At 59.3% G+C, this 25,063-nt stretch carries 21 protein-coding genes; 11 read left to right on the forward strand and 10 right to left on the reverse strand.

The genetic code is table 11. The annotated features are described in order from the left end of the window. Nucleotides 1–2: 2 nt before the first annotated feature. Nucleotides 3–1,076, forward strand: coding sequence for a C45 family autoproteolytic acyltransferase/hydolase (locus ABM562_RS19305; RefSeq protein WP_460422972.1), 1,074 nt, complete (start codon nucleotides 3–5; stop codon nucleotides 1,074–1,076). Nucleotides 1,077–1,146: 70 nt separating this feature from the next. Beyond that, nucleotides 1,147–2,484 carry an MFS transporter gene (locus ABM562_RS19310; protein ID WP_134062884.1) on the forward strand — a complete coding sequence of 446 codons (1,338 nt, stop codon included), beginning with the start codon at nucleotides 1,147–1,149 and terminating at the stop codon, nucleotides 2,482–2,484. Here the strand turns inward: ABM562_RS19310 and ABM562_RS19315 are convergent. Continuing rightward, nucleotides 2,438–3,313, reverse strand: a complete 876-nt coding sequence (locus ABM562_RS19315; protein ID WP_115087582.1) for a LysR substrate-binding domain-containing protein — start codon at nucleotides 3,311–3,313, stop codon at nucleotides 2,438–2,440. The genes ABM562_RS19310 and ABM562_RS19315 overlap by 47 nt on opposite strands. Before the next feature lie 83 nt (nucleotides 3,314–3,396). Between ABM562_RS19315 and ABM562_RS19320 the strand changes: the two genes are divergently transcribed. Together ABM562_RS19320 and ABM562_RS19325 are read left to right on the forward strand one after the other, a co-directional pair. Continuing rightward, on the forward strand, nucleotides 3,397–4,074 hold the full coding sequence (locus tag ABM562_RS19320) for an ankyrin repeat domain-containing protein (RefSeq protein ID WP_346616828.1): 678 nt from the start codon (nucleotides 3,397–3,399) through the stop codon (nucleotides 4,072–4,074). Nucleotides 4,075–4,149: 75 nt separating this feature from the next. Continuing rightward, nucleotides 4,150–7,407 carry a dermonecrotic toxin domain-containing protein gene (locus ABM562_RS19325; RefSeq protein ID WP_460422974.1) on the forward strand — a complete coding sequence of 1,086 codons (3,258 nt, stop codon included), beginning with the start codon at nucleotides 4,150–4,152 and terminating at the stop codon, nucleotides 7,405–7,407. Between the two features lie 11 nt (nucleotides 7,408–7,418). Here the strand turns inward: ABM562_RS19325 and ABM562_RS19330 are convergent, their stop codons facing one another. Further along, nucleotides 7,419–8,279, reverse strand: a complete 861-nt coding sequence (locus ABM562_RS19330; protein ID WP_460422976.1) for a LysR family transcriptional regulator — start codon at nucleotides 8,277–8,279, stop codon at nucleotides 7,419–7,421. A 301-nt stretch (nucleotides 8,280–8,580) separates the two neighbouring features. Here ABM562_RS19330 and ABM562_RS19335 point away from each other — a divergent pair, with 301 nt between their 5' ends. After that, nucleotides 8,581–9,603, forward strand: coding sequence for a DUF4238 domain-containing protein (locus ABM562_RS19335; protein WP_460422978.1), 1,023 nt, complete (start codon nucleotides 8,581–8,583; stop codon nucleotides 9,601–9,603). A 201-nt stretch (nucleotides 9,604–9,804) separates the two neighbouring features. Here the strand turns inward: ABM562_RS19335 and ABM562_RS19340 are convergent, their stop codons facing one another. The 3 genes from ABM562_RS19340 to ABM562_RS19350 all read right to left on the reverse strand — a co-directional run bounded on the left by ABM562_RS19340 (nucleotide 9,805) and on the right by ABM562_RS19350 (nucleotide 12,124). After that, nucleotides 9,805–10,518 (reverse strand): hypothetical protein, encoded by a 714-nt coding sequence (locus ABM562_RS19340; protein ID WP_460422980.1) that lies wholly within the window; start codon nucleotides 10,516–10,518, stop codon nucleotides 9,805–9,807. A gap of 328 nt (nucleotides 10,519–10,846) precedes the next feature. Next, nucleotides 10,847–11,557: a hypothetical protein gene (locus tag ABM562_RS19345; RefSeq protein WP_460422982.1), complete on the reverse strand. Its 711-nt coding sequence runs from the start codon at nucleotides 11,555–11,557 to the stop codon at nucleotides 10,847–10,849. A gap of 405 nt (nucleotides 11,558–11,962) precedes the next feature. Beyond that, nucleotides 11,963–12,124 (reverse strand): hypothetical protein, encoded by a 162-nt coding sequence (locus ABM562_RS19350; protein ID WP_460422984.1) that lies wholly within the window; start codon nucleotides 12,122–12,124, stop codon nucleotides 11,963–11,965. A 543-nt stretch (nucleotides 12,125–12,667) separates the two neighbouring features. Between ABM562_RS19350 and ABM562_RS19355 the strand changes: the two genes are divergently transcribed. Further along, nucleotides 12,668–13,009, forward strand: coding sequence for a DUF3077 domain-containing protein (locus ABM562_RS19355; RefSeq protein WP_258578028.1), 342 nt, complete (start codon nucleotides 12,668–12,670; stop codon nucleotides 13,007–13,009). Between the two features lie 419 nt (nucleotides 13,010–13,428). Continuing rightward, nucleotides 13,429–13,719: a hypothetical protein gene (locus tag ABM562_RS19360; protein WP_460422986.1), complete on the forward strand. Its 291-nt coding sequence runs from the start codon at nucleotides 13,429–13,431 to the stop codon at nucleotides 13,717–13,719. A 616-nt stretch (nucleotides 13,720–14,335) separates the two neighbouring features. Here ABM562_RS19360 and ABM562_RS19365 read toward each other — a convergent pair. Together ABM562_RS19365 and ABM562_RS19370 are read right to left on the reverse strand one after the other, a co-directional pair. Further along, complete coding sequence (locus ABM562_RS19365; protein WP_460422988.1) at nucleotides 14,336–15,481, reverse strand: serine hydrolase domain-containing protein; 1,146 nt, start codon at nucleotides 15,479–15,481, stop codon at nucleotides 14,336–14,338. Between the two features lie 141 nt (nucleotides 15,482–15,622). Next, a complete protein-coding gene (locus ABM562_RS19370; protein WP_115087577.1) occupies nucleotides 15,623–16,690 on the reverse strand; it encodes a fatty acid desaturase in 1,068 nt (355 codons plus the stop codon). 318 nt (nucleotides 16,691–17,008) lie between these two features. Here ABM562_RS19370 and ABM562_RS19375 point away from each other — a divergent pair, with 318 nt between their 5' ends. The 3 genes from ABM562_RS19375 (at nucleotide 17,009) to ABM562_RS19385 (ending at nucleotide 19,563) form a co-directional block, all read left to right on the forward strand. After that, nucleotides 17,009–17,572 carry a recombinase family protein gene (locus ABM562_RS19375; RefSeq protein ID WP_115087576.1) on the forward strand — a complete coding sequence of 188 codons (564 nt, stop codon included), beginning with the start codon at nucleotides 17,009–17,011 and terminating at the stop codon, nucleotides 17,570–17,572. A 155-nt stretch (nucleotides 17,573–17,727) separates the two neighbouring features. Further along, nucleotides 17,728–18,603 (forward strand): universal stress protein, encoded by an 876-nt coding sequence (locus ABM562_RS19380; RefSeq protein ID WP_134062897.1) that lies wholly within the window; start codon nucleotides 17,728–17,730, stop codon nucleotides 18,601–18,603. A 246-nt stretch (nucleotides 18,604–18,849) separates the two neighbouring features. Continuing rightward, a complete protein-coding gene (locus tag ABM562_RS19385; RefSeq protein ID WP_460422991.1) occupies nucleotides 18,850–19,563 on the forward strand; it encodes a tetratricopeptide repeat protein in 714 nt (237 codons plus the stop codon). 288 nt (nucleotides 19,564–19,851) lie between these two features. On the opposite strand, the gene ABM562_RS19390 is transcribed toward ABM562_RS19385, so the two are convergent. Next, nucleotides 19,852–21,030, reverse strand: coding sequence for a trans-sulfuration enzyme family protein (locus tag ABM562_RS19390; RefSeq protein ID WP_460422993.1), 1,179 nt, complete (start codon nucleotides 21,028–21,030; stop codon nucleotides 19,852–19,854). Then, nucleotides 21,027–22,409, reverse strand: coding sequence for a pyridoxal-phosphate dependent enzyme (locus tag ABM562_RS19395; protein WP_460422995.1), 1,383 nt, complete (start codon nucleotides 22,407–22,409; stop codon nucleotides 21,027–21,029). Before ABM562_RS19395 ends, ABM562_RS19390 begins: the two co-directional genes overlap by 4 nt. Before the next feature lie 205 nt (nucleotides 22,410–22,614). On the opposite strand from ABM562_RS19395, the gene ABM562_RS19400 reads away from it, so the two are divergent. Next, a complete protein-coding gene (locus ABM562_RS19400) occupies nucleotides 22,615–24,474 on the forward strand; it encodes an ABC transporter ATP-binding protein (RefSeq protein ID WP_134062901.1) in 1,860 nt (619 codons plus the stop codon). Here the strand turns inward: ABM562_RS19400 and ABM562_RS19405 are convergent. Further along, complete coding sequence (locus ABM562_RS19405) at nucleotides 24,465–24,944, reverse strand: GNAT family N-acetyltransferase (protein WP_134062903.1); 480 nt, start codon at nucleotides 24,942–24,944, stop codon at nucleotides 24,465–24,467. The two genes, ABM562_RS19400 and ABM562_RS19405, sit on opposite strands and share 10 nt — an antisense overlap. Nucleotides 24,945–25,063 lie beyond the last annotated feature (119 nt).

Genomic DNA, 25,063 nt, shown 5'->3' on the forward strand with positions numbered 1-25,063 from the left:
TTGTGAAAATCCACACCCACGTCACTGAACAACGCCAGCCGCTGGCCCGCGGGCGCGAAATCGGTGAGCGCTTTGCCGAGCAGATCCGCCACACCACCGCGCTGTACCTGGGCTTCTTCCCCCGGGTCGGCATCGACAGTGCGCAGGTCCAGGCCATTGGCGAGCGCAGCCTGGCGGCCCTGGAAAGCTGGAGCCCGGCGCTGGCCGCCGAAGTCATCGGCATCGCCCAGGGCACCGGCCTGCCGCTGTGGCAACTGGCAAGCCTGAACGCGCGCACCGAGATTCTCGCGGCCATGCCCGCCACCCACGGTGAATGCTCGACCACGGTGTTCGCCCCGGCCGGCGCGCAACTGCCGCGCAGCCTGCAAACCTGGGACTGGCACGACAGCCTGGCGCCCCACGGCCTGCTGCTGCAACTGACCACCGAGCACGACATGACCGTCAAGCAGTTCAGCGAGTTCGGCATGCTCGGCAAGATCGGCGTCAACAGCGCCGGCGTCGGCCTGCACTTCAACATCCTCCATCACCACAGCGACAACGACAGCGGCGGCGTACCGGTGCATGCCATCGCCCGCCGGGTGCTGGACGACGCCAGCAGCGTGCAGGAAGCCATCGAGCTGGCGCGCTCGGCGCCGGTCAGCGCCTCGACCGTGCTGACGGTGTTCTCCCGCGAGGACAGCAGCCCACGGGCGGTGAGCATCGAGATGAGCCCGGCCCACACCGGCCTGGTACTGCCTCGCGAAGATGGCTGGCTGCTGCACACCAACCACTTCCTCGACCCGCAGCTGGCCCTGGGTGAACGCAGCGCCGACCGCGCCGATACCGAAGGCCGCCTGCAGCACCTGGACGAGGTGGTTGGCGCGATGAACAGCGCCGACCTGCGCGTTCGGGCTCAGGCAATGTGCGGCGGCGCGGGCGGCCAGGCGCCGATCTGCTTCCACCCCGACCTGAGCCAGCCCGACACCCAACGCTGGGAAACCCTGCTGAGCATCGCCATCGACACGCAAAACTGCCAGCTCGAATACACCGCCGGCAACCCGAGCGTGCTGGCGAGCCAGGGCTTCGAACGCTTCTAGTCCTTCCATCCACCCCCGCTGGCGCCGCCCTTGTGTGCACGCGTGCGCCAGCCACTGCACGAGAACAACAATGATCGGGGAAACTGCAAACGGCGCGCTGCCAAGGTCGGCCGCCAAGACCTTCTGCGTATCCGGGCTGGGCACCGCCCTGGAGTTCTATGATTTCGTCATCTACGGCACCGCCGCAGCGCTGGTGTTCCCGCAGGTGTTCTTCCCGGACATGGACCGCCTGACCGCCACCCTGGTGGCCTTCGCCGCCTTCGGTTCGGGCTTCTTCGCCCGGCCCATCGGCGGCATTGTCTTCGGCCATTTCGGTGACAAGGTCGGGCGCCAGAAAGTGCTGGTCACCACCTTGCTGCTGATGGGCCTGAGCACCCTGCTGATCGGCTGCCTGCCGGGCCACGCCACCCTCGGCGTGTACGCGCCGTTGCTGCTGGTACTGCTGCGCCTGGTGCAGGGCTTTGCCGCTGGCGGTGAATGGGGCGGCGCGGCGCTGTTCGGCATCGAAGCAGCGCCACCCGGAAGGCGCGGGCTGTGGGGCAGCTTTACCAGCATGGGCATCGGCGTTGGCGGGATTCTTGGTGCGGCGGTGTTTGCCATCGTCAGCGCCCTGAGCGACAACCTCGCCGACTTTGCCTGGCGCATCCCCTTCTGGCTCGGCGGCGCGCTGGTGTTCGTCGGCCTGTATGCGCGCCTGCGCATTGTCGCGGTCGAGCCGCCACAGGCGAAAAAACCGCGGCCGATGCCGCTGGCCGAAGCCCTGCGCCAGCGCCCGCGCGAGCTGCTGCTGTGCACCGGCATCGCCTTTGGCTACTGCACCATTGCCTATATCGGCAGCACGTTCTTTCTCGCCTATGCGACCCAGGTGGGTTATGGCAGCACCGATGCGCTGATGTTCGACCTGACCCTGTCGATTGCCATCGTCATATCAGCGCCGCTGTTCGGCTTGCTCTCCGACCGCTATGGCCGGCGCAGCGTGATGATCTTCGGCGCGCTGATCATGGCCTTGGGGCTGTTCGCCTTCTTCCCGCTGGTGAACCGCCACGACCTGCTGACTTCACTGCTGGCCTATGCCGCCGTCGGCGCCTTGATGGGCGCGACCCAGGGGCCGATCCCGGCGTTTCTCGGCGAGCAGTTTCCACGGGAGATGCGCTACTCGGGGATCTCCGCCAGCTACCAGATTGGCGCGGCACTGGGCGGTGGCACGGCCTCCAGCGTGGCCACGGCGATCCTTATCGCCACCGACCACAACCCGCTCGGCGTGGCGATCTACGGCGCCGCCGCACTGGCCCTGCTGGCGTTGTGTTCTTACCTGCTGCGCGAGACCGCGCACCTGAGCATGGCGCAGATCGATGCAGGCCTTACTCGCTCGCCAGGGTACGCGCCAGCTCCGCGGCCAGTTCCTTGACCATGGCGTCGGCGGTCGGCCGATGAATGATCGCCACCTCCATGGCATCGATCGACGGCAGGCCGTGGGCCGAGGTCAGCTGCAAATGCTCGGCGGTGACCGCCCGCAGCGGCAGCAGGCTGATGCCCATGCCGTTGGCCACCGCCGCCTGCAGGCCGCTGAGGCTGGAGCTGGTGAAACTGATGCGCCAGCGGCGGCCCATGCGCTCGATGGCGCCGATCATGTCGTCGCGGTACAGGCCGCGTGGCGGGAAGGTCACCAGCGGCACCGGGTCCTGGTCGAAGGCGGGGTTTTTCGCGCTGTCGATCCATTGCAGCTTCTCCGGCCAGCAGGCCACCGCCTCACGGCTGTTGCGTCGCTGCTTGAGCAGGATCAGGTCGAGCTCGCCGTTGTCGTAACTGGCGCTGAGGTCGCGGCACAGGCCACTGGTGACCTCCAGCTTGACCTGCGGGTGCTTGCGATTGAAGGTCGAGAGCAGATGGGTGGTACGCCCGGCGGCAAAGTCTTCCGGCACGCCCAGGCGCACCGTCACCGCCACCGTCGCGCCCGACATCGCCTCGAGCATTTCATCGTTGTAGGCCAGCATCTGCCGGGCGTAGCCGAGCAGCGTCTGCCCGGCGTCAGTGGGCAACACGTCGCGGTTGCCACGTTCGAGCAGCTTGTGCCCGACCATCTCCTCCAGCCGCCGGACCTTCTGGCTGACCGTCGACTGGGTCGAGTGCAGGCGCGCCGCCGCCGTGGTAAAGCTGCCGCAGTCGCTGACCATCACCACCGCCCGCAACAGGTCGAGGTCGAACAGCGGCCTATTCGATTTTTCACTGACAGACATGCTTTTATTTAACTTCTAAATAAGGAGCCCGACTTTTAACATGGCCCGACCTTGCGAGCAATCGCCCACCAGGAGGTACTGCCATGCTCCTTGAACGCCTGTCCACTCACCTTGCCGTGGTATTTGCCATGCTCACCTCGCTGACCGCCAGCGCCGACGGCGGCACCCTCGAAAGCCAACTGCGCAGCGCTGCCGAACAAGGCCAGGCCGCACAGGTACGCAGCCTGCTTGACCAGGGCGCGAACCGTGAAGCCCGCGACAAAATGGGCCGTACCCCGCTGCTGCTGGCCACCCACAACAACCAGGTCGAAGCCGCCAAGGTACTGATCGACGCCGGTGCCGACGTCAACGCCAAGGACTCCATCGAAGACAGCCCCTACCTGTACGCCGGTGCCCGTGGCCACAACGACATCCTCACACTGACCCTGGCCCACGGCGCCGACCTCACCAGCACCAACCGCTACGGCGGCACCGCGCTGATACCGGCAGCCGAACGCGGCCACGTCGACACCGTGCGCCTGCTGATCGCCGCAGGTGTGGCGGTTGATCACGTCAACAAACTGCACTGGACCGCCCTGCTTGAGGCGATCATCCTCGGCGACGGCGGCCAGCGGCATGTCGAGATCGTGCGCGAGCTGATCAAGGCCGGGGCGGATGTGAACCTCGCCGATGGTGAAGGCGTGACGCCGCTGCAGCATGCGCGGCAGCGGGGTTACAAGGAAATGCAGAGCCTGCTGGAACAGGCGGGTGCGAAAAGCTGAGCGCGATAGATAGTTACCCCAGCCCTGCTCCTACCCCTGATTAGGCTGCGAAACTCCAGAGCGAGGAGTTTCACCATGAGCCAATCAGCACCTCCCCCGACAGCGTCTACCAGCCACCCCGCAAGCTGGGACCTGTTGCACATCAGCCAACGGCTACAACAGCGTCCGACGCTGGCGGACGTGGCCAACAACCTGGTCCATGCGCTCCTCCCCGACGCCACGAGGACATCGGTGGACCAGGCGCCGTTCTATCTCGCACAGCCCTCCGGGCTTTCTACCCCGCTTGCGGATCTGATCATCCAGCGCTACCTGCTCAATAAGGCTATTGAGCTTCCAGTGGATGGCGTGGTGACCCAGATCGCCAGTGGCACAGAGCCAGGGGCGACCTTGATCAGCCAAGCGGACCTCAGCGAAATCCTTGAGGTCGGTGGCCCGCGATTGCTCAGTATCTTTGAGTCACAACTGCTCGACTTCTGGAATGCTCAGGATGAGCAAGCGCTGAATTTGCTGCAGCGGATTTCACTGTTTGTGGCGGGTGACATGCAGGCAGAGGCAAGCAAATTGCCTGGCGGCCAACAGCAATGGTTGCAACTGCAGGCCAGCATTGTGTTCTTCACGCCAAGCCTGGGCGACGGCGCGCAGCAAGGCATCGCCATACGGCACACCGACCGCTCAGCCAACGCGGTGCTGTATACCCTCAACAGCGGGCTAGTTGTATATGCCAGTGCCGATGCGCTTGAAGCTCATTTGAGTGATCAGTTCAGTGACCCCGGCCCCGGATTTCGTCCTGGGCAGAATGTTTTCGAGGCGTTCGCAACGGGGTTGCTGGAGCAACAACTGCAGGGATTATCGGCCATTGTGCCTGGCGACTTCAAAACGTCGATCGCACTGGCTCAGCACATCGACGAACTGATCAACCTCGACGAGCTGTTCTGCCGACTTCGTCCACCGTCCACATCGGCCTCGGCTCAATCGAGCTCTCCACTACCGGCCTGGATGCACCAAGCCAGCGCTGCGGACCGGCAGATGATTGCCCGGCAACTCGCCGCGCTGGCAAAGCTTGAGCAGTCCAGCCAGGCCATCGCCCTGCCCAGCCTGGCGCGTTACACCGCTGAGGTTATCGATGCGCAGATGAAGCACGATCACCCCGGGCAGGCATTGCCGTCCGCCACCGATTTCATCGTGCAGGTCGTCGACTACACGCCGCCGTTCTTTGACCCTTTTTACCTTACCAGGGGGACTTCATCTCATCCGCAAAAACCGCGCTCGCTCATCCAGGTAGCGGCCCTCAACACCCAGGCGCTGCCGCTGGAGCGCTCGCAGATCAGCTTGCACTCGGGCAAAGCGGTACCGACCTGGGCCAGCGCTGCCTACTTTCGCCAGTTGATCCGCCGTGTTGATGTGGGCAAGCGCTATCCGGCACTCCTGCAACACACATTGCTGGACGACGTGCCTCAGGCAAGCACCCAACAAACACTGTTTGTCGAGCGCTTGCGCATCCTGCTGCCGATTCTCCTGATCACCCCCAGGCCGGAAGGCAAAGGCGCACTCAGCGAACCTGCACGCCGCTACGTGCTCGCCGCCTTCGCCCCAGGCAACGACCCACTCAGCGACAGCATCCAGTTCAGTCACCTGGCCTTGCAACTGAGCCACAACGCAAGCCCGGCCGTGCCTGCACAAGGCCTGTTCATTATTGAACCGGAAGGCTCGGCACCCAGCCTATTGGTGTTGTACGCACCCCAATGCACCCCGCAACTGCTGGAGTTCAGTTCGCGCGCGGCGCTGCTATCCCGCCTGAAACACCCTGGGCCATTGCACGATGCTGTGCTCGGCGCCCTGCCTGAAGGGCAGATCCGTACCGCGCTGCGCCGGGGTGACAACTGGAGCCCTGCGCTGGACAGCAACTACCTTGGCGGCGAGCTTGGCTTGAGGCATGAGTCGATCCTGTTGGCCCTGGCCCCCATCGCCAACAATGCACTTGATCTGGTCTATCAGGCCAATGCCCGCTCCCTCATCGAACAAGCGCGCCGGGCAACGACGTCTGACGCCGAGCAACACTGGCTCAGCGCAGAAAAGTCCATCGCACTGGTGCTGTCGGTACTGCTGCCGGTCCTTGAGGGCCCGCTCGCTGACATTGCCTGGATTGCCCAGTTTTATGCCAGTGTCTATGCACTGCATACGGCGGCACTGAACCCTGATCCTCAAGCAGAAAAGAGCGCACTGGTGCAGGTGCTGATACAGGCGGCGCTTTTGCTCATTCATGAGAGCGTGCGTACAGGCCGTATGGGGCCGAGCAAAGTCCAGCCGGCAAGAGAACTTGGCAACGCCATTCGCAAGCGCCGCTCGCTCCTGCTGTTACCCCAGCTGCCAAGCGATACCTTGCTGGATTTCAGCGGATGGAGCTCCCCTGCTCTTTCCAGGCAGAATCTCGAACAATTACGTGCGCTGGCCATTGCCCCCATCGACCCGTTTGATGGCACGTTGAGCGATCAGGATGAACACGGGTTGTTCGTTCATCAGGGGCAACGCTGCGTGCGCTTGCCCCAAGGGTGGTTTCGCGTCGAACAAGTCGCGGATGAGGTCTGGATGATTGTTGACCCACGCACCTCGGCACCTGGCCCACGCATCGCTCGTGGCAGCGCGGGCACCTGGCAACTCGACCTGCGCTTGCACCTGCGCGGCGGCGCGCCAGTTTCCAATGCGGCGCTTAAACGACTACAGACCCAGTTGCGCCAAGCCCGCCTGTTGCTGGCGCAGGAAGCGGACGAAATCGCGGCAGGCGAGCGCCTTCAGGGGCTGCCGATTGAAGTCGAAGAGCAGCTGGAAACCAAAGCCCAAGCCCGCCGAGCCTGCGCCACTACCCTGGAAAAGCAGATTGCCAACTCACCTGATCAAAGCACCTCGCACACCATCAGCCAGCTGCGTTCAAGTGCGCAACGCTTGCAGCGTGCGGGGCGACGTCTGCGCATCGCACGCCTGAAAACCTTACCGCCTACTGCCACCGGGATAGACTTTCTGCATGATCAACACGAGATTGTCATCACCCGCCTGGGTGAGCGCACCGATGTTTCGGGCGGCAAAGGCATGGACTATCTGCTGGAGTTCGCGGTACAGAATCGCCGAGGCAAACCACTGGCCTATGCACACTTCCACTACAGCTCCGCCAGCAGCGCCGAGCTCAACTACCAGGCCGCCCACCTCAAAAAACCCGAGCAACGCTTCATGGGTTTGAGCGGGCAGAAGGATCAGGCAAGCCGAGGAAAACCGGTAACCCCCATCTACCGTGATCGCATCAGCCCGCAACTGGCGCGCAAACTGTTTTTCGAAGACTGACCTTGCAGCGCCTAGCTGCTTTCCAGCAACCGATCGAGCAACCACAACCCCGCCGGCCCTGGCGGGGTCAGTTTCGACCAGGCCACATCCACCGCAATCGGCCGCGGCCAGCCGCGCAGTTTCAGCTCGGTGAGCTGGCCATGGCCGTACTGCCTGACCAGACCGTGGGGCAACTCGGCCCAGCCAAAACCCTCCTCGGTCATCTCCAGCAGCATTAGATAATCCGGCGCCGACCACACCCGCCCCTGGGGTTTGTTCACACTGTCGGTGTAGGTATTCAAGTACAACTGCCGATGCCCGGCCAAGTGCGCCTGAGTCGGCTGCGCAAGCTGCGCCAGCGGGTGACTGCTCGCCACAAAAATCCCCATCTGCGCCTGCGCCGCCAGCCGCGTAGCGGCCACATCCGGCGGGTAACCGGGTTGCGCGGCGAGCATGCCCAGGTGCGCGCGGCCGCTCTGCAGCAGGTTCAGCACATCGCCGGCCTCGGCGATCATGCATTCCAGCTCGATGTCCTGGTAGCGCTGCTCGAACAACTGCATCACCCGGTTGTCCGGGTTGAGCTGGTGCATGTCGGAAAACACGATGGTCAGCCGGGGCTCAACCTTGTCCGCTAGGCGGATGCTCAGCTGGTCCAGGCGTTCGCTGGCGGCGAGGATCTCCTGTACATGGCCGAGCACCTTGCGGCCGGCTTCCGTGAGTATGGGGTGACGGGCTTGGCGGTCGAACAAGGTAACGCCGAGGTCGGCTTCGAGGTTGGCGATTGCGGCGCTGATGGTGGATTGGCTTTTGCGCAGTTTGCGGGCAGCGGCGGAGAAGGAGCCTAGGGCGGCGGCTTCTACGAAGGCTTGGAGGGCTTCTGGGGAGTAGCGCATGAAGGGGTATCGGTTTTTTCGATGGAGGATAGGATTAGTATAGAGGGAAAGACGATAGGGATGATGATCTAAGGGCGCGGATGCTTATCAGCGTCATGCTGTGTCCATAAACTGGGTAATGGGGTTATCCACTTACACGCCTCCTCTAAAACATCAACTCCTAACCGTAAGCTGTATCTAATCTCGAATCATATTTTTTGACAGCATGCCAGGTATACATAAGCGAATAGCAGGTATCGACTAGTTCATACCAATATGTATATTTGAGTTGAGCTGAACTCTTATCAACAGGGAACTAATAATGCAGGAACTGCGTAAAGACAATCACTACGCACCAAAGCTTTACTTGAAACAATGGGCGCACAAAGGTCAAATTTCAACTTACCGGCTATTGGTTCCAAGTGAAAATGTGCCCCTATGGAAAGAGCAATCCCTGAAAGGAATTGCTTACCATCAACACCTTTACACCTACCTTGCGGGGCAAGAAGAGACGGATGAATTCGAACGCTGGCTCGACAGCGAATTTGAAAGTCCTGCTGAAGAAGCTATCCGTCGAGTTATCCAAGAGGATCGTATGTTTCCTGAGCACTGGAGGCGGCTGGTACGTTTCGCGGTTGCCTTAGATCTCCGTACCCCTGCTCGCCTGAGGGAATTTATACGTCGCCAGAGCGAGACACTACAGACATTGATGGATGAGACGATCCAGCGCTCTGTCAATGAAATGGAAGAGGCCGTTAGGCGAAACAAGCCATTACCAATTTCGTCGGTGGAAAGCGATGCTCTCTCACTCTTCAAGATATCTATAGAGGCCCTACCGAGTGGAGGGGGACAAGTAAAAGCAGAAACCATTGTTGGAAGGAGACTATGGATTTGGCAGATGAGGCATTTATTAACAAAAACACTAGGCCGCATACCTATTCACAGGTGGACTATCCTGCATGCTCCTGCTGGCATGTCTTGGCCTACATCTGACAATCCGCTTATACGTCTTAACTTCCATGATTCGAGTAACTATGACTTTGGTGGCGGTTGGGCAGTCAAGAACGGAGACATACTCCTGCCCCTGAGCCCGAGGCACCTGCTCTACACCTGCATTGGTAACCAGGTTTGGGCGCGAGGCACTACACTTGACACGAGAACGGCCAGGCTAATAAGAAAAATTATCATCGAGCATGCTGACCGCTACGTATTCGCTCAAGAACCAAGTGACATACACTTGATTCGACCTAGACAAGTTTGCCCGACGACCTATAAAAATGAGAGGTATGCCTGGAAAAACTGGCACATTGATCAGTGCCAAGCCGAAATAGAGCTGCAGAGCTGACTAAAAGGTCTGAGTAATGGTCGATTAGAGTCGTTAGCGAATGACCGATTTGGATCGGATAGCTGCCGGTCATGGATGACCGATTTCGATCCACAATTGTCCTTCGTGAAGGAAAGCTATGGGCCAGAAGCGGCCAATCAAAACCCCATAAACTCCAAGCGTAGCCAAGTTGCACGCACCGACCTGCCTGCCTGCAGGTATTTATGGCTTAGTATAAGCGTAACCGAAGTCCTCCAAAGCTTGATTGACCCTGTATCGCAGCATCAGAGATGCGGAAATTTTTACCATAGCTTCGAAAAGCAAGTGTCCCGAAGGAATCTCACATTGGCCAACGCATCGCCCCCACCGCTCCCCAGGCTCATAAGCATAAACAATGTAGAAAACACCACGAGAATCCCGATTCAAACCGACTGTCATGTGTGTTACGTGGCTATTCCCGTCAGTAATGTCGAGCCGCGAGAACTCCAATACATCATCAAATGGAACAAACAAAGCGGAAGCAGACATGACAAACAGGCTAGCGATATCTAGAGCCTCTTCAACTGCCTTAAGCTCAGGAGCCTCATACTCATGCTCAAGTAAATTACGCATATCAACAACTTTACGTAGAAGACTAGGGGCCAGTAATCCCAGAACTCGTAGTTTCTCTATTTTTTTGGGTACATTCCATCGATATGGTGAATAACCAAACGAAACGAGCAACTGATCGAGCTGACAGACAATTGCACGTTTCGCATTAGTAGCTGCATTGATAAGTGCAGACAATCCACCTCTTTCAAAATCATCCTCTGCCAAGCTCAAAAAATCGACAGGTGACGTTTTCAGCTCTGTCATTTGGAAACTACCACCACCTGATGCTACCGTACATTTGCTCATATCGAATCTATGAGCAATACAAAAATCCTTGATATCCATCTCACGTCTCAACTCACTGGTCACCCAAAGGCAGTAATCGGCCAAAAGCTGCCGCTCGTCCCCTGCAAATTTTGGCATCTACCTAACTGCACAACCACGCACATTCTCGTTGCACTCTGTATAACTGTCGAGCCTCCACGCGGATAAATATCTTATTACTTCCAGCATTACCAGTAAAGACTTCTGACCATTAAGATCCAACAGGCGAGCGGCTGTTTCTTCCATTTGCGAAGGGCTGGCATGGGGCGTTATCTGTCGGTCGAGAATGACGATTTTCACGTACCCGCGACAACTCGAAATATATTAACGTGCTTTATGAGCGCGACATTCATAATGCTAGTTCCACCGCCATCCTCTCCTTAACCTTGCCTTGTACACTGGCGTTTCCCTGTATTGCTTCATTACATTTTTCACTAAGAATTTCAGAATGACCCTTCACATACTCCTCGAATTTACGGGCGATCTTATAGGTGTTGTAGCTAGACATCACTAATGCCGCAGCAATTATGAATGCAATCTCAACTCCTAAGCCAGCGAAGATCGCGTAGACAGAACCTAAAGCTGCTCCCTTCAGCATTACACTAAACGCTAGGATACCGCCCATCGCCATAAGGAAAATGCCGAAAGCCAGCGAGAATCGAGCACTTGCGACTTGCCATGCGGTAATTCGAAACGTCGGCACAGGCATTTCGGGCGTGGTTATTACGAACTTGGCGATTTGCCGAATTTGGAAAAAATTCCAATACCCTAAGGCAGCTATTCGAACCAGAAGGTCAGCCTTCCGTCTATTTGCGCGGACTCCGCTGGCGATACGGTAGCTCTCAAGATAGATCGCATCATCCAAATAACGAGCAAATGGCCCCTCATTGCTCTCAGCTGCACGCAGTTCTTTCAGCATCTTATGATGCCTCCGTGACCAATGACGGCCATATAAAGAGTAAACCTTAAAAAATCGCGTGAAAGCTAGAAAGCCGACCCCTATAATCATAGTTATAGCGCCGACGGCATTATTAACCTGCGGCAGAATCTCTTGCAACATCAACCATCACCTCAGTCCAAACTTAAAAATAGATATCAATGTGTCCGCTAAATGATATGCGACTCCGCCCACGTATTGCTAACCTCTACACGTCATGGACGACATAAATCTTTGCATTTTCTCGGTTTCTCAATCGCTGAAACTATCTGTACGCGTACGATGACGGCCTGAACGGCCGCTATGGATCGATAGCAGTGAGTGGCCGCTATCGACCGGAAACGGACAGTCGAAGAAAAAGGCTTTTAGCCAAAGCTATGTTTGGAAAGCTCTATTCTTCGTTGAATTTGTGTCCGCAGGTTAAGCATTTGTAATTATCAAGAACATTTTCATCGATAGCTCGGCCCGCCATAGCCCCCGCTGTCGCACCTATCGTGCCGCCCGCAAGTGCTCCAGCGATTGCTCCTGCTATAGCACCAATCGCTGCGCCTGCGGCAATACCAACGGGACCTGCAAGTGCCCCCACGACGGCTCCAGCTTGTCCACCAGCAGTCGCCCCTCCCACAGCAGTTGCTGCACCGCCAGCAGCTCCACCCAAGCCACCGATGGCAGCGCCTGTACGCTTCCCATAGTTCAGTTTATCGATACTCGTTGAATTACATTTCGGACATGCCGCCATGGTTTACTCCTTGTTGGATGACGGTTCGACTCTGCGAGATTAGTTTACAAGATGATAGCCATTTGATGTCGCACACCAGGCCATTTCTGTAGGAAATCGGAGCAATGAGGCGTTCTTTGACCCACCTCGGAGCAACTCCCAATAACAGGACAAACCTGCCCCCACACTTACGCTCAATGCAATGCCCGTTAAAGGCCATTTCCCACCTGGCTCCAAAGACCTTGCCCTACTCCACCCGCCACGTTACCCTCCCCCAGTCGCTGCAAATTCAGCGACTCGGGCTTGGCGGTCCGAAACGAAGGCGCAAAGCGCCCCACAATCACCCTCGCAGGCGCTTTTTTTGTGCCCGCGATGATGCTTTATGGCGGGCTGCGCATGGACTTCTTCGGAAGTGCCGGGTTCCTTCGTACCGGTCCGCCAACCTTGCGTAGTCCGTCACCCTTCCCTGCTTGGCGGCAGGCGGTGGCGGATCCTTTCTACGAAGGAGCACCACCATGACCAAACCCGTTCCCGATCCACCCCTCACCACCCAAACCAGCACCACCTTCGGCTCCTGCAATGGCAGCCACGATCCGCTGTTCGCCGTCCGCGCCGGTGTCTCGTCCGAAGACGCCCTGATCCACACCTCCATCCTGCTCAAAAGCGCCTACCAGACCAACGCCCACGCGTGTGAATTGGTCGATGCCGAGGTGCGCGGTTTGCTCTGGGCCACCGAGCAATCACTGGAGATGAGCCTCGCCCTGGTCGAGGCGTTGCTGGATGAAGTTGAAGCGCGCTCGGTAACCGCAGCGTTGTTGCGGCGCTCGCTGCAAGCAGGGCAATCGGCGGTGGAGTGATCGCCAGCGGTTGTCCTGGGCCGCCGATGCGGCCCGCTCATCCAGTGCCGTAAGCCTCGGTACCCGCCTCGCCCCCCACTCTATTGATTCAGTGCCCTCTCCGAATGGCCGATAGCTACCGTGAGGGACAGCAACCGTCCAGAAGCGGCCTTCAGACGGTGGGAGCGGGCTTGTCCCGCGATAGGGTCATGGCAGCATGACAGACAATTTTCAGAGTCAGAATCGCGGGGCAAGCCCGCTCCCACCTGGACGCCATACACCGGCAGCAACCGGCCAGAAGCAGCCGGTGGTCGTTGCGTTTCGTTTGTCGTTGGCGTGTGGCTAAGCTTAATAAACCGGGGCGAATTGAAACTTGGCTGAAAGCGGCCATCAGTGGACCTGGAGATTAGCATCGAGGCGGCGCCCCAAAGGAGACGAACATGTATGCGGTTATCAGAACCTACCTAGGTGCTGGAGCGAAGCAGCTTTTCGAGCTTTTGGAAGAGCGCAACGCCGACGTCGAAGCTACCCTGCGGACAGTGCCAGGGCTGGTCAGCTACACGCTTCTGAATACGGGTGATGGCGGTACGTCGGTGACTGTCTGCACGGACAAAGTCGGCAGCGATGCGAGCTTGAAAGTCGCACGTGACTGGATTCAGAAAAATGCGCTAGATATTCACGCGGAACCGCCGATCGTAACGGAAGGTCCGGTCATCGTGCAGATCAAATAGCGGGCCCTTGCGCTTGATCTCGCAACACTCTCGCAGTCGCAGGCGTTGTATGTCTGCTTCGTAGTGGCGTGATCGTCCGCAAACCATAATATTGGGTTTAGCCTGTCTCAATAGGCTGCAATCGGCCAGAAGCGGCCTTCAGACGGTGGGGGCGGGCTTGTCCCGCGATAGGCTCATGGCAGCATGACAGTCAATTTTCAGAGTCAGAATCGCGGGGCAAGCCCGCTCCCACCTGGACGCCATACACCGGCAGCTTTGGGTCGAAAGCAGCCATCCGAATGCATCCGCTTTCGCCCAAGATCAGCTCCTAGTACTCACCTCCTCAACAACGACGATTTGCCCCACAACGCACCGGCACAAGATCGATTGCAATCACAGGACAAGCCAGCCCCCACGGAAGCTTGATACACCGCCCGCTTCAAGTTGATGGCCAACTCCATCGTAACCCTCCAAGTCCATATCCCTTGCTCTACCCACCCACCACGTTACTCTCCCACCATTGCTGCAAATTGTGCGCGGGGCGCCTTCGTCCGCGCCGGTGAGTGATCGCCTGCGATTGTCCTGGGCCGCCGATGCGGCCCGCTCATGCACCCACCCTGTATAAAGGATTACTCGCTCAAAGCGCCGCATAGACAAGCGATGACAGCCGGCCAGGACGGGGGTCAATCATCGTATGGCTGCCCGAGGTCGTGGTGACAAAACCAAAGCTCACGTGCCTTTCGGGATCGGCGAAACTTATCGGACCGCCAAGGCCGATATGCCCAAAGGTGTCTGGGCCCATTGCGTGGGAAGCCGTCGGGTCGACTTGCTGTTCCAGCATGCAGCCTAATCCATAACGCATTGGCCGCATCCATACCCGGTCCATGCCATGACTGTGCTCTCGAGTGAACTCACTGAGCAGTTCGCGACCGATAAAGTTTCCCGCCAGCAATGCACTATAGAAACCGGCCAGGCCGTGAGCCGTGCCATGTCCACACACAGCCGGTTGCCGATAGGCCCACCAGCGAGGATCGCTGGTTCGTCTGGGCACCATTCCGGGGTTGGTGAAGGCGAATGTCGCGATATGCGCTGGCTCGCTTTTTAGCACTGTGCGCAGCGCTTGCGAGTAAGGATCACCGACTCGCCCGGTGGCACTGTCGAAACGCGCGATACGATGAAAGTGTTTTTCGTCCACACCAAGGTGAACGTCGAGGTCATGGGGGTCCAGAATCTTTTCGTGGATAAAGGCACAGGGGTCTCGTCCATCCACCCGACGAATCAACTCACCGAGAATCCAGCCAAAGGTAGTGGTGCCGTACCCCAGGTCTGTTCCCGGCTCCCACCAGAGCGGCTCGGCTTCCAGGACCCGCAGCATATGCTCCCAGTCATACATCATGGCGTTATGGTCGGGTGCTCGCAGCGCCGGCAGGCCCGCGGTGTGGTTCATCACCTGACGCAAGGTGACCTTGGCTTTGCCGTTCTGGGCGAACTCAGGCCAGTAACGGGCCACCGGCGCATCCAGCTCCAGCTTGCCCTCCTCGACCAACATCAGAACGGCCACCGCGACATAGGGTTTTACAACGCAAAAAGTGTTGGCCAGCGTATCCCGCGTCCAAGGCCTGGCGCCCTCTTGATCCGCCATACCGGCCCACAGGTCGACAACCATCTCTCCGCCTACCTGCACGCAGAGCCCGGCGCCACGCTCCTGCGGATCGTCAAACATGTCCTCGAAGGCCTGCTTGACCGCTTCGAACGGCTTCGCACACATCCCTTGCGCTTTCATACCTAAGACTCCTCGTATTTGCAGTGCAGCCCTTGCTACTTGCCTAACTTGACCGTTAGCAAGCCTGCCAGGCGACAAGAAAGATCCCGCCGCCTGGCAGACCGGGCTCCACCTATCAACAGATCATGTTTATCGGGGAATTCACCCCCGCGAGCGAGTTTGAGAGTGCCCCATGGAAAAACGGTTCGCTCGTTTGTAGGTACCGAAGTCATTGAACCTGACACCGGCCTCCGCCATGACTTTATGCGCATAAGGTGCGGTCATCTGACGAAGATAGAACGGGTCTCTCACAACGAAGTGGTGAATACTGTGAGTGCTACCGAAGTTGAAACAAAACAGCTGAAACGGCCACAACCACCAAGCGTTCATTACCTGGGTTTGCTGCAACGCATTACGCGGGGCAACATCGCCGTAATAGTGCATATTGGAACTTATAAAAAACAGGCAGAACTGCCGTATCATGTTTGGAGCGATAAGTATAACCACTGCGCTATTGACGACATCCATTAACGCCAATGTCGCAGCACTACTGTGGACCTCCGCCCCGATGATTGACCCAAAGCCCACATACAGATGGTAGCCGAGGAACACATACCAGCACCCCCAATACAAAAGCCCGAACGGTGTGTTGAGCCGAATGATCTTGCCTAACAATCTTACCTTTTGCCGCCATCCCGGCGCAAAAACCGCGTTTAGAAAACCAAATACAAACCCATCCATCAGTTTCAACAACCGCAGTATTCCCCAGGGGTTGCCACTGGTCGTGATCCATGCCTCGACATCCGTATCAGTTCCGGACTCCTTATGGTGATGAAAATGCAGATTGCGCCTTAGCCAGGGGCTGGGCATTCCCGGCCGAGCCAGCCAGCAAAAAAACATCATGGCATTATGGGCCAGCGGCTGTTTTCTGAAATAAAGGCGATGAATCAAGTCATGTTCGATTTCATGAATGAACGATGTCAGCAGCGCATTGATCAAAATGCACATCCATGCGGGGATATAGCCCGTTAGGTAGAGCCCTCCGGTGACGACCATCCCTGCCAGGGAAAACACCATGACACTCGCACCCAGCGCATTCTGATGCTGCAAGATCGGATAGCGCTTGCGTAGGTAGTTTCCGTGCTCGGTAATGCTCCGGGTGACAGTAGCAATCTTTTCCTGATCGGTATTCGGGTGATCCGTTTCGATGGTTTTTTCCATGACCTTCATCACTGCATCCTCTGCGTGCGCCGGATAATTACCAGCCTCATCAAGCGGGTTAAATCAATTGCTTGAGCTATCAAACAGCAGGCATTCAAATTCACTGCATGAATGCATGCGCGTTATTCAATAAACACGAAATCGACTGCTTGCCGAAAAATTTGTTAGACTCATTCCAAGCTTCAAAATGATAAGACAAGCCAAATTCTTTGCAACTGTGTATTTTGGGTGGACTCAGTGTTACAGGCATGTGTAAGAATTTATTGATTTAGTTACAGGTTGTACAAGTCTGGAACGACGGTGTACAAGTATTGCCAAGGAGGCACCATGAGATTGCATCGCATCAAATATTTCCGGCTCTCTCTACAAGAACCCGAGGACAGCGTAGAGAAATCAACCCGCCATGATGTATTTGACGCCGTGTTTTTCGATGAAACTGCAGACGATGCCGCGAATCGCGCAGGCCTTGAAAAGCTAATTCGCTACATACAGTGCGGGGATACTGTGGTAGTGGACAGCATGGCATCGCTCAGTTCCAGTACCGAGCAGCTGTGCACCCTCATTCGCCGGCTGATTGAAAAGCAGGTAACCCTGGAGTTCTTGAACGAAAACCTGATTTTCCGCCATGACTGTCTTGAAGTTGTGGAGCCCATCATTGCAGTAATGGAGGCGCTGGCAGAGTTCGAGCGCGCTGCAGCGAGGGAAAAACAGGCGACAGGCATTGCTGCCGCAAAGATCCGTGGGTTATACAAAGGTCGCAAGAAAAAACTGTCTGACAATCAGGTTGTAAGTTTAATTGACCGCGCCCGCGCTGGAGAAAGTAAATCTAAATTGGCGCGTGATTTTGATATCAGTCGGCAGACGCTTTATCGGTACTTGAGATCAACATAGGGGGCTCTTCAGGCACCCGCCTCGCCTCCCCCACTCCTTTGACCCAAATCAAGCCGCCAGGCCTGGTTCGCGAGACGATGGCGGCAAGCAAGGAATGGATCGAAACCGGCCAACGCCATCGATCCCTGTGCACAGCATTGCATAAGGAGCCCCACATGAGCCCGTTGAACCACGTACTGGTAGCCACCGACCTGTCCACTTCTGCCCGCAACGCGGCAGAGCGCGCTGCACTCTTGAGCAAGGCGCAACAGGCAGCGCTGGACCTGCTCTACGTTGCCAATCCAGCGCCCTACGAGCGCTTGAAGCAGGTGCTGGTGCCTGATGAAGACTTGTTGAATCGCGTGCTGGAGACCGCCGGAGAGAAAGTGCACGCACTGGCAGCCATGCTGTTCCAGCGCTATGACATCGCCCCTGGCGTACAGGTCGCGCCCGGCTCGGTGGTCAGCGAAATCACCCGTGTGGTACAGGACAAACGCAGCAACCTGCTGGTGTGTGGGGCGAAGGGCCAGAGTGTGGCGCGCCGTCTGCTGCTGGGCTCGACCGTACAACGAATGCTCAACCGCATGCTCTGCCCGATGCTGGTGGTCAAGCAGGCACCTCGCGACACCTACCGTACCGTGCTGGTTCCGGTGGATTTCTCGCCTTCATCGCTGCGCGCCATCGAGCTGGTAAAAGCGGTTGCCCCGCAGGCCGAGATCATCCTGCTGCATGTGTACGAAGCGCCCTTCGAAAGCAGCATGCGCTTCGCTCACATCGACCAGGACACCCTCACTCACTACCGCAATGTCATCCGCAAAGATGCCGTGCAACAGCTCGCGGCCTTGAGCGAAGCCGCCGGGGTGAGCGATGCGCGGCAAGTCGTGGTGCACGGCGACCCTGCCTGGCGGATCGTCGAGAAGGAGCAGGAGCTGGACTGCGATCTGATCGTGATCGGCAAGCAGGGGGACAGCGCGCTGGAAGAGCTGTTGATCGGCAGCGTCACCAAGCATGTGCTGAACGAATCGCAGTGTGATGTGCTGGTGTCGCTGTAGGGTGCCTTAGTGGCGAGGACGCTGAACGAGTGTCCTCGCCCCACTGCTAATCCACAATGAACAACTTCGCCCCAGTGGTGGTGAATGAGCGATGCCCCTCGGCATTGTTACCCACCCGCTGGCCGCTGCCGCGGGAACTTCAGGGTACTGGCCAGGTCAATTGGGGCCCTGCATCGGAAGTACCGAGCAGCGCTGTGGTCTGTTTTACGGCAGTGCCGTCCGAGATCAGTCGAGTCCGTCCCCCTGATGCCAACCAAGAGTTTTCTGCCGGGTCTCATCCTGGTGTTCAGCGCCGTCGCGTCGCTTTGTTCGGTTGCTGCTGAGCGAAGTGCGGCAGCGCAAAGTAACAGCGCATCAACCGCCCTGATCGAAACCGCCTCGCGGCAGTATGAGAACGGCCAGCTGGATCAAGCCGCAGCCACGCTGGAGCGAGCCCTGCAAATCCAGCCGAACAATCCGGCGACGCTGCATTACCTCGGTGTGTTGCGTCTTCAGCAAGGGCAGTACCAGCAGGCTGAAACCTTGGCGGCGCGCTCGAACATGCGAGTTGGTCGCAACGTCGAGTTACGCAACCGCAACTTCCAATTGATCCAGGCGGCGCAGCAGGCCCGGTCTTCGGGCACCCTACCCAACGCCAAAGCGGACCTGGCCGCAGTACAGAAGAGGCAGGAAGTGGAGACTCAAGGGCACGACGCCGGCAACATCGCTCGTGCAAAGGCAGACCGGGTATCGGATTTACCGACGGTTGACAGGCCTCGGCCCGAAGGGAAACTGCAAACGGCTTCCGTCGAGCCAGAGTCTGGGTACGATGAGGTTGAAGTTCCCCGCGGCCATTTACCGCCTCCGGGTAAATGCCGAATCTGGTTTCCGGATCGCCCGCCAGGGCACCAGCCCGCACCCGGCAAATGCAAGAAGCTGCGATATCGGGTTCCACCAGGGGCCTTCTTGGTGCACGGTTGAGCCCAAGGCAACGCCATCGGTCCCTGTGCGCAGCATTGCACAAGGAGCCCCAAATGAGCCCGTTGAACCACGTACTGGTACCGCAACGGCGAGCCTGCCTGGCGGATCGTCGAGCAGGAGCAGGAGCTGGACTGGCCCCATAGGCTCGGTGCATGCAGATCCAATGTGGGAGCGGGCTTGCCCCGCGATTCTGACTCTGAAAATTGTCTGTCATGCTGACATGACCCTATCGCGGGACAAGCCCGCTCCCACCGTCTGAAGGCCGCTTAGCAGCTATCCCCCCACCGCTCAAATCCGCTCCAACGCCTGAGCCAGATCACCCCGCAGGTCCTCGACATCCTCGACACCCACCGACAAACGCACCAACGCATCACCGATGCCCAGTTGCGCGCGGTTCTCTGCCGGGATGCTGGCGTGGGTCATGATCGCCGGGTGTTCGATCAGGCTTTCGACCCCGCCCAGGCTCTCGGCCAGGGCGAAGATCTCCACCGCTTCAAGGAAGCGCTTGGCGCCGGCCAGGTCGCTGTTCAGGTCAAGGGAAATCATCCCGCCGAAGCCGCGCATCTGCCGCCGCGCCAGTTCGTGCTGCGGGTGCGAGGCCAGGCCCGGATAGTAGACCCGCGCCACCTGCGGCTGACGCTCAAGCCATTGCGCCAGCTCCAGGGCATTGCTGCAGTGACGCTCCATACGCAGGGCCAGGGTCTTCACCCCGCGCAGGGTGAGGAACGCGTCGAACGGCCCGGCGATAGCGCCCACCGAGTTCTGCAAAAAGCCCAGGCGCTCGGCCAGTTCCGGGTTCTGCCCGACCACGGCGATGCCGCCGATCACGTCGGAGTGGCCGTTGAGGTATTTGGTGGTCGAGTGCAGGACGATATCGAAGCCCAGCTCCAGCGGGCGCTGGACCCACGGGCTGGCGAAGGTGTTGTCGGCCACGCAGAGGATGCCGCGCTCGCGACAGATGCGCGCGACGGCGGCGAGGTCGGTCAGGCGCAGCAAGGGGTTGCTCGGGGTCTCGACCCAGACCATCCGCGTGTCTGCCTGCAGCGCCGCTTCAAATGCCGCCAGGTCAGCCAGGTCGACGAAGCTGAAGCAATGCCCGGCGCTGCGCCGGCGCACCCGTTCGAACAGGCGGAAGGTGCCGCCATACAGGTCATTGCCCGAGACGATGTGCGCGCCGGCGTCGAGCAGCTCGAGCACGTTGGCGATCGCCGCCAGCCCGGAGGCGAAGGCGAAGGCCTGGGTGCCGCCCTCAAGGTCCGCCACGCAGCGCTCCAGGGCCCAGCGCGTGGGGTTGTGCGAGCGGCCGTAGTCGAGGCCCTTGTGCACCCCGGGGCTCTGCTGCAAATAGGTGGAGTTGGCGTAGATCGGCGGCATCAGTGCCCCGGTGGATGGGTCCGGCGCCTGTCCGGCATGGATCACCCGGGTGGCGAAGGCGCGTGGCGCGCCGCTTTCATCGTGCTGACTCATGGTAGGGACCTGCGTAAGTGATTGAGCAAATCGACGCGGGTAATCACGCCGTGAAACCCCGCAGCGTCTTCAATAATCGCCACCAGCCCACGGTCGAGCTCGGCCTGCAGTTCAGCCAGGCTGGCGCTGGGGGCCAGGGTTTCCAGCTTGAGCTTGTCGGTCATCGCGCTGGCCACGGTCATGTGAAAGTGCGAAGCGTCGTGGTGCACGCCGAGCAGAATGTCGGACTCATCGATCACCCCGACCAGATTCTGGCCATTGACCAGCACCGGCAGTTGCGACACATCGGCCAGGCGCATGCGCTGAAAGGCGGTGAGCAGCGTATCGTCGGGGCCGACGCTGATCACCCGGCCGTCCTCGAAGCGCCGCGCAATCAGGTCGCGCAAGTCGCCATAGCGCTTGCGCGCCAGCAGGCCCTGGTCGGTCATCCACTGGTCGTTGTAGACCTTCGACAGGTAGCGGGTGCCGGTGTCGCAGACAAAGCTGACGACCCGCTTCGGCTCGGTTTGTTCGCGGCAGTAGCGCAGCGCCGCCGCCAGTAATGTGCCGGTCGAAGAGCCGCCGAGAATGCCCTCGGCGCGCAGCAGTTGACGGGCATGATCGAAGCTCTCTTCGTCGCTGATGGAGTAGGCCTGGCGCACACTGGAAAGGTCGGCAATCGACGGAATGAAGTCTTCGCCGATGCCCTCCACCGCCCAGGAGCCGGGCGTGCCGAGGGTGCCGCTACGGCTGTATTCGGCGACCACCGAGCCAACCGGGTCGGCCAGCACCATCACCAGGTTGGGCTGCAGGCGGCGAAAGAAGCGGGTCAGCCCGGTCAGCGTGCCGGCCGAGCCGACGCCGACGACGATGGCATCGACATCATGCTGGGTCTGCGCCCAGATCTCCGGCGCGGTGCTGCATTCGTGGGCCAACGGGTTGGCCGGGTTGTTGAACTGATCGGCGAAGAACGCGTCGGGAATCTCCTGCGCCAGCCGCGCGGCAACATCCTGGTAGTAGTCGGGATGGCCCTTGCCAACGTCAGAGCGGGTGATGTGCACTTCGGCGCCCATGGCCTTGAGGTGCAGGACCTTCTCGGTGGACATCTTGTCGGGCACCACCAGCACCACCCGGTAACCCTTGGCGCGGCCGACCAGGGCCAGGCCCAGGCCGGTGTTGCCGGCGGTGGCTTCGACGATGGTGCCGCCGGGGCGCAGGCGGCCATCGCGCTCGGCGGCGTCAATCATCGCCAGGCCGATGCGATCCTTGATCGAACCGCCGGGGTTTTGCGATTCGAGCTTGAGGAACAGTGTGCACGGGCCGGTATCGAAGCGGCTGACACGCACCAGCGGCGTATTGCCGATCAGTTCGAGCACGGCCGGGCGGGAGTCGTTCGGCATGGGGTCACCTCGCTGCGCAGGTAAAGCCTCGCATGGACCATAGGCCCGGATTGCTCGACCCGCAACCGTGCGCAGCCAGCCGGTAGATTTAGTGAGCCAGCGCGTTGCTTGAAAGTCCGCCAGACAGAAAACGCCCCATGGCAAATCCCTCAAAGCCACCGTTCGGTGGCAGAATCTCCAGAATTTGATCGTTGTGGAGACCACCATGCTTCGTGCGTTTGAACGAAGGCTCGACCCCTTTCCTCCTGACGAGGTACCGCCACCGCCCGAGGGCCTGGCTCGCTTCCTGTGGGCCTGCACACGGGGCGCGCGCGGCTATATTCTTGCGTTTGCACTGTTGAGTGCTGGCGTGTCGATCTACGAAGCTTGGCTGTTTGCTTTCCTCGGTCAGGTCGTGGATCTGCTCTCGACCTGGCAGGCAGGTGGTGATGCGGCGGCGCAGGAAAGTCGCGTGTTGTGGGGCATGGGTATCGTCATGCTGGCCAGCGTCGGGCTGGTGGCATTGCGGACCATGGTGCAGCACCAGATATTGGCGATAAACCTGCCGTTGCGACTGCGCTGGGACTTCCACCGCTTGATGCTGCGGCAAAGCCTTTCGTTCTTTTCCGATGAGTTTTCCGGCCGGGTCACCACCAAGGTCATGCAGACGGCGCTGGCCGTGCGCGACCTGCTGTTCACCCTGATCGAGATCCTCCCCGGGATAGGCGTGTATTTCATTGCGATCATCGCCCTGGCGGGCGGTTTCGCGCTGAAACTGATGCTGCCTTTCGTTGCCTGGGTCGTGTTGTTCGGCCTGGCCATGCTGTACTTCGTGCCCCGCCTGGGCAAAGTCGGCCAGGAGCAGGCCAATGCGCGGTCGATGATGACCGGGCGTATCTCGGACGCCTACACCAACATCACCACGGTGAAGCTGTTCTCCCACTCCAATCGTGAAGCGCACTTCGCCCGTGCAGCGATGGAGGACTTCAAGCAAACCGGCTTTCGCCAGATGCGCCTGGTCAGCCAGTTCGAGATCGTCAACCAGGCCCTGGTGGTGGCGTTGATCATGGCAGCTGGCGGTTATGCCCTGTGGCTGTGGCACCAGGGTGAGGTCGGCGCCGGTGCCGTGGCGGCCATCACCGCCATGGCGTTGCGTATCAATGGCATGTCGCACTGGATCATGTGGCAAATGACTTCGCTGTTCGAGAGCATCGGCACCGTGCAGGATGGCATGGCCACCCTCACCCGCGGCCCCAAGGTGAAGGATGCGCCGGATGCCGGTGTGCTGGTGACCTCCGGCGGCGCGGTCACCTTCGACAATGTGAGCTTCAACTACAATGGCGAACGCCAGGTGCTCGATGGCCTGAGCCTGAATATTCGCCCGGGTGAAAAAATCGGCCTGGTAGGCCGCTCCGGCGCGGGCAAATCCACGCTCATCAACCTGCTGCTGCGCTTCTATGATGTCGACAGCGGGCAGATTCGCATTGACGGACAAGACATTGCACAGGTGACGCAAGACAGCCTGCGCAGCGCCATCGGCATGGTCACCCAGGATACGTCACTGTTGCACCGCTCCATTCGCGACAACATCGCCTACGGCCGACCCGATGCGAGCGACGCCCAGGTCCGCAGTGCCGCGGCCAGTGCCCAGGCCGATGAGTTCATCAGCCAACTGAGCGACCGGCAAGGCCATAGCGGCTACGACACCCTGGTGGGCGAGCGTGGCATCAAGCTTTCCGGCGGCCAGCGCCAGCGGGTCGCGATTGCCCGCGTGATGCTCAAGAACGCCCCGATCCTGCTCCTTGACGAGGCTACCAGCGCGCTGGACTCCGAAGTCGAAGTGGCCATTCAGGAAAGCCTCGATGAGATGATGGAGGGCAAAACCGTGATTGCCATCGCCCATCGGCTGTCGACGATTGCGGCAATGGACCGGCTTATTGTCATGGATGACGGCCGCATCATCGAACAAGGTACCCACGCAGAACTGCTCGCCAAAAACGGCATCTATGCGCAGCTGTGGCACCACCAGAGTGGCGGGTTTCTGGGTGAGGATCGGGGGGTGACCGAGGTTATGGATCAGGTGTGAGCGTGGACGGCATCCAACGGCATTCTGTACTCGATAACACCAGGCTTTTCGGCTATCCAGTCGTATAGCCTTTGCGCGGTGTGGTTAGTCTCCTGGGTGTGCCAGTAAAGCCGGTCGCAGTTTTTCTCGCGGGCTTGCCCTTGCACGTATTCGATCAGTTGCTTGCCGATCATCTGGCCGCGTACGCTTGGGCAAACGTACAAGTCCTCCAGGTAGCAGAAGTCATTGCGGCCCCAGGTGGAGCGGTGAAAGACGAAGTGGACGAAACCGTAGATCTGCTCCCCAATCGAGGCGACCGCACAGTGCACAGGCTCGCTGCTGTCGAAGAAGCGGGCCCAGGTTAACTGGGTGGTCTGCATGCCCACATCGACCTTGTAGAACTCTTGGTACTTGGCCCAGAACTCGCACCACTTGGCGAAGTCCTTCTGCGCTACTGGGCGAACCGATAAAACCTGTTGTAGTGCTGTCATGATCAATCCTTAATGACGGTAGAAACGGCAACGTGAACCTGTCGAAAGCGCACGGTACGGCGCCGCCCCCAAGTGGTAGCCCCCCCTTGGTGATTGATTTATATCGCGCCAATGGTCTG

The organism is Pseudomonas sp. ZL2 (assembly GCF_054788455.1).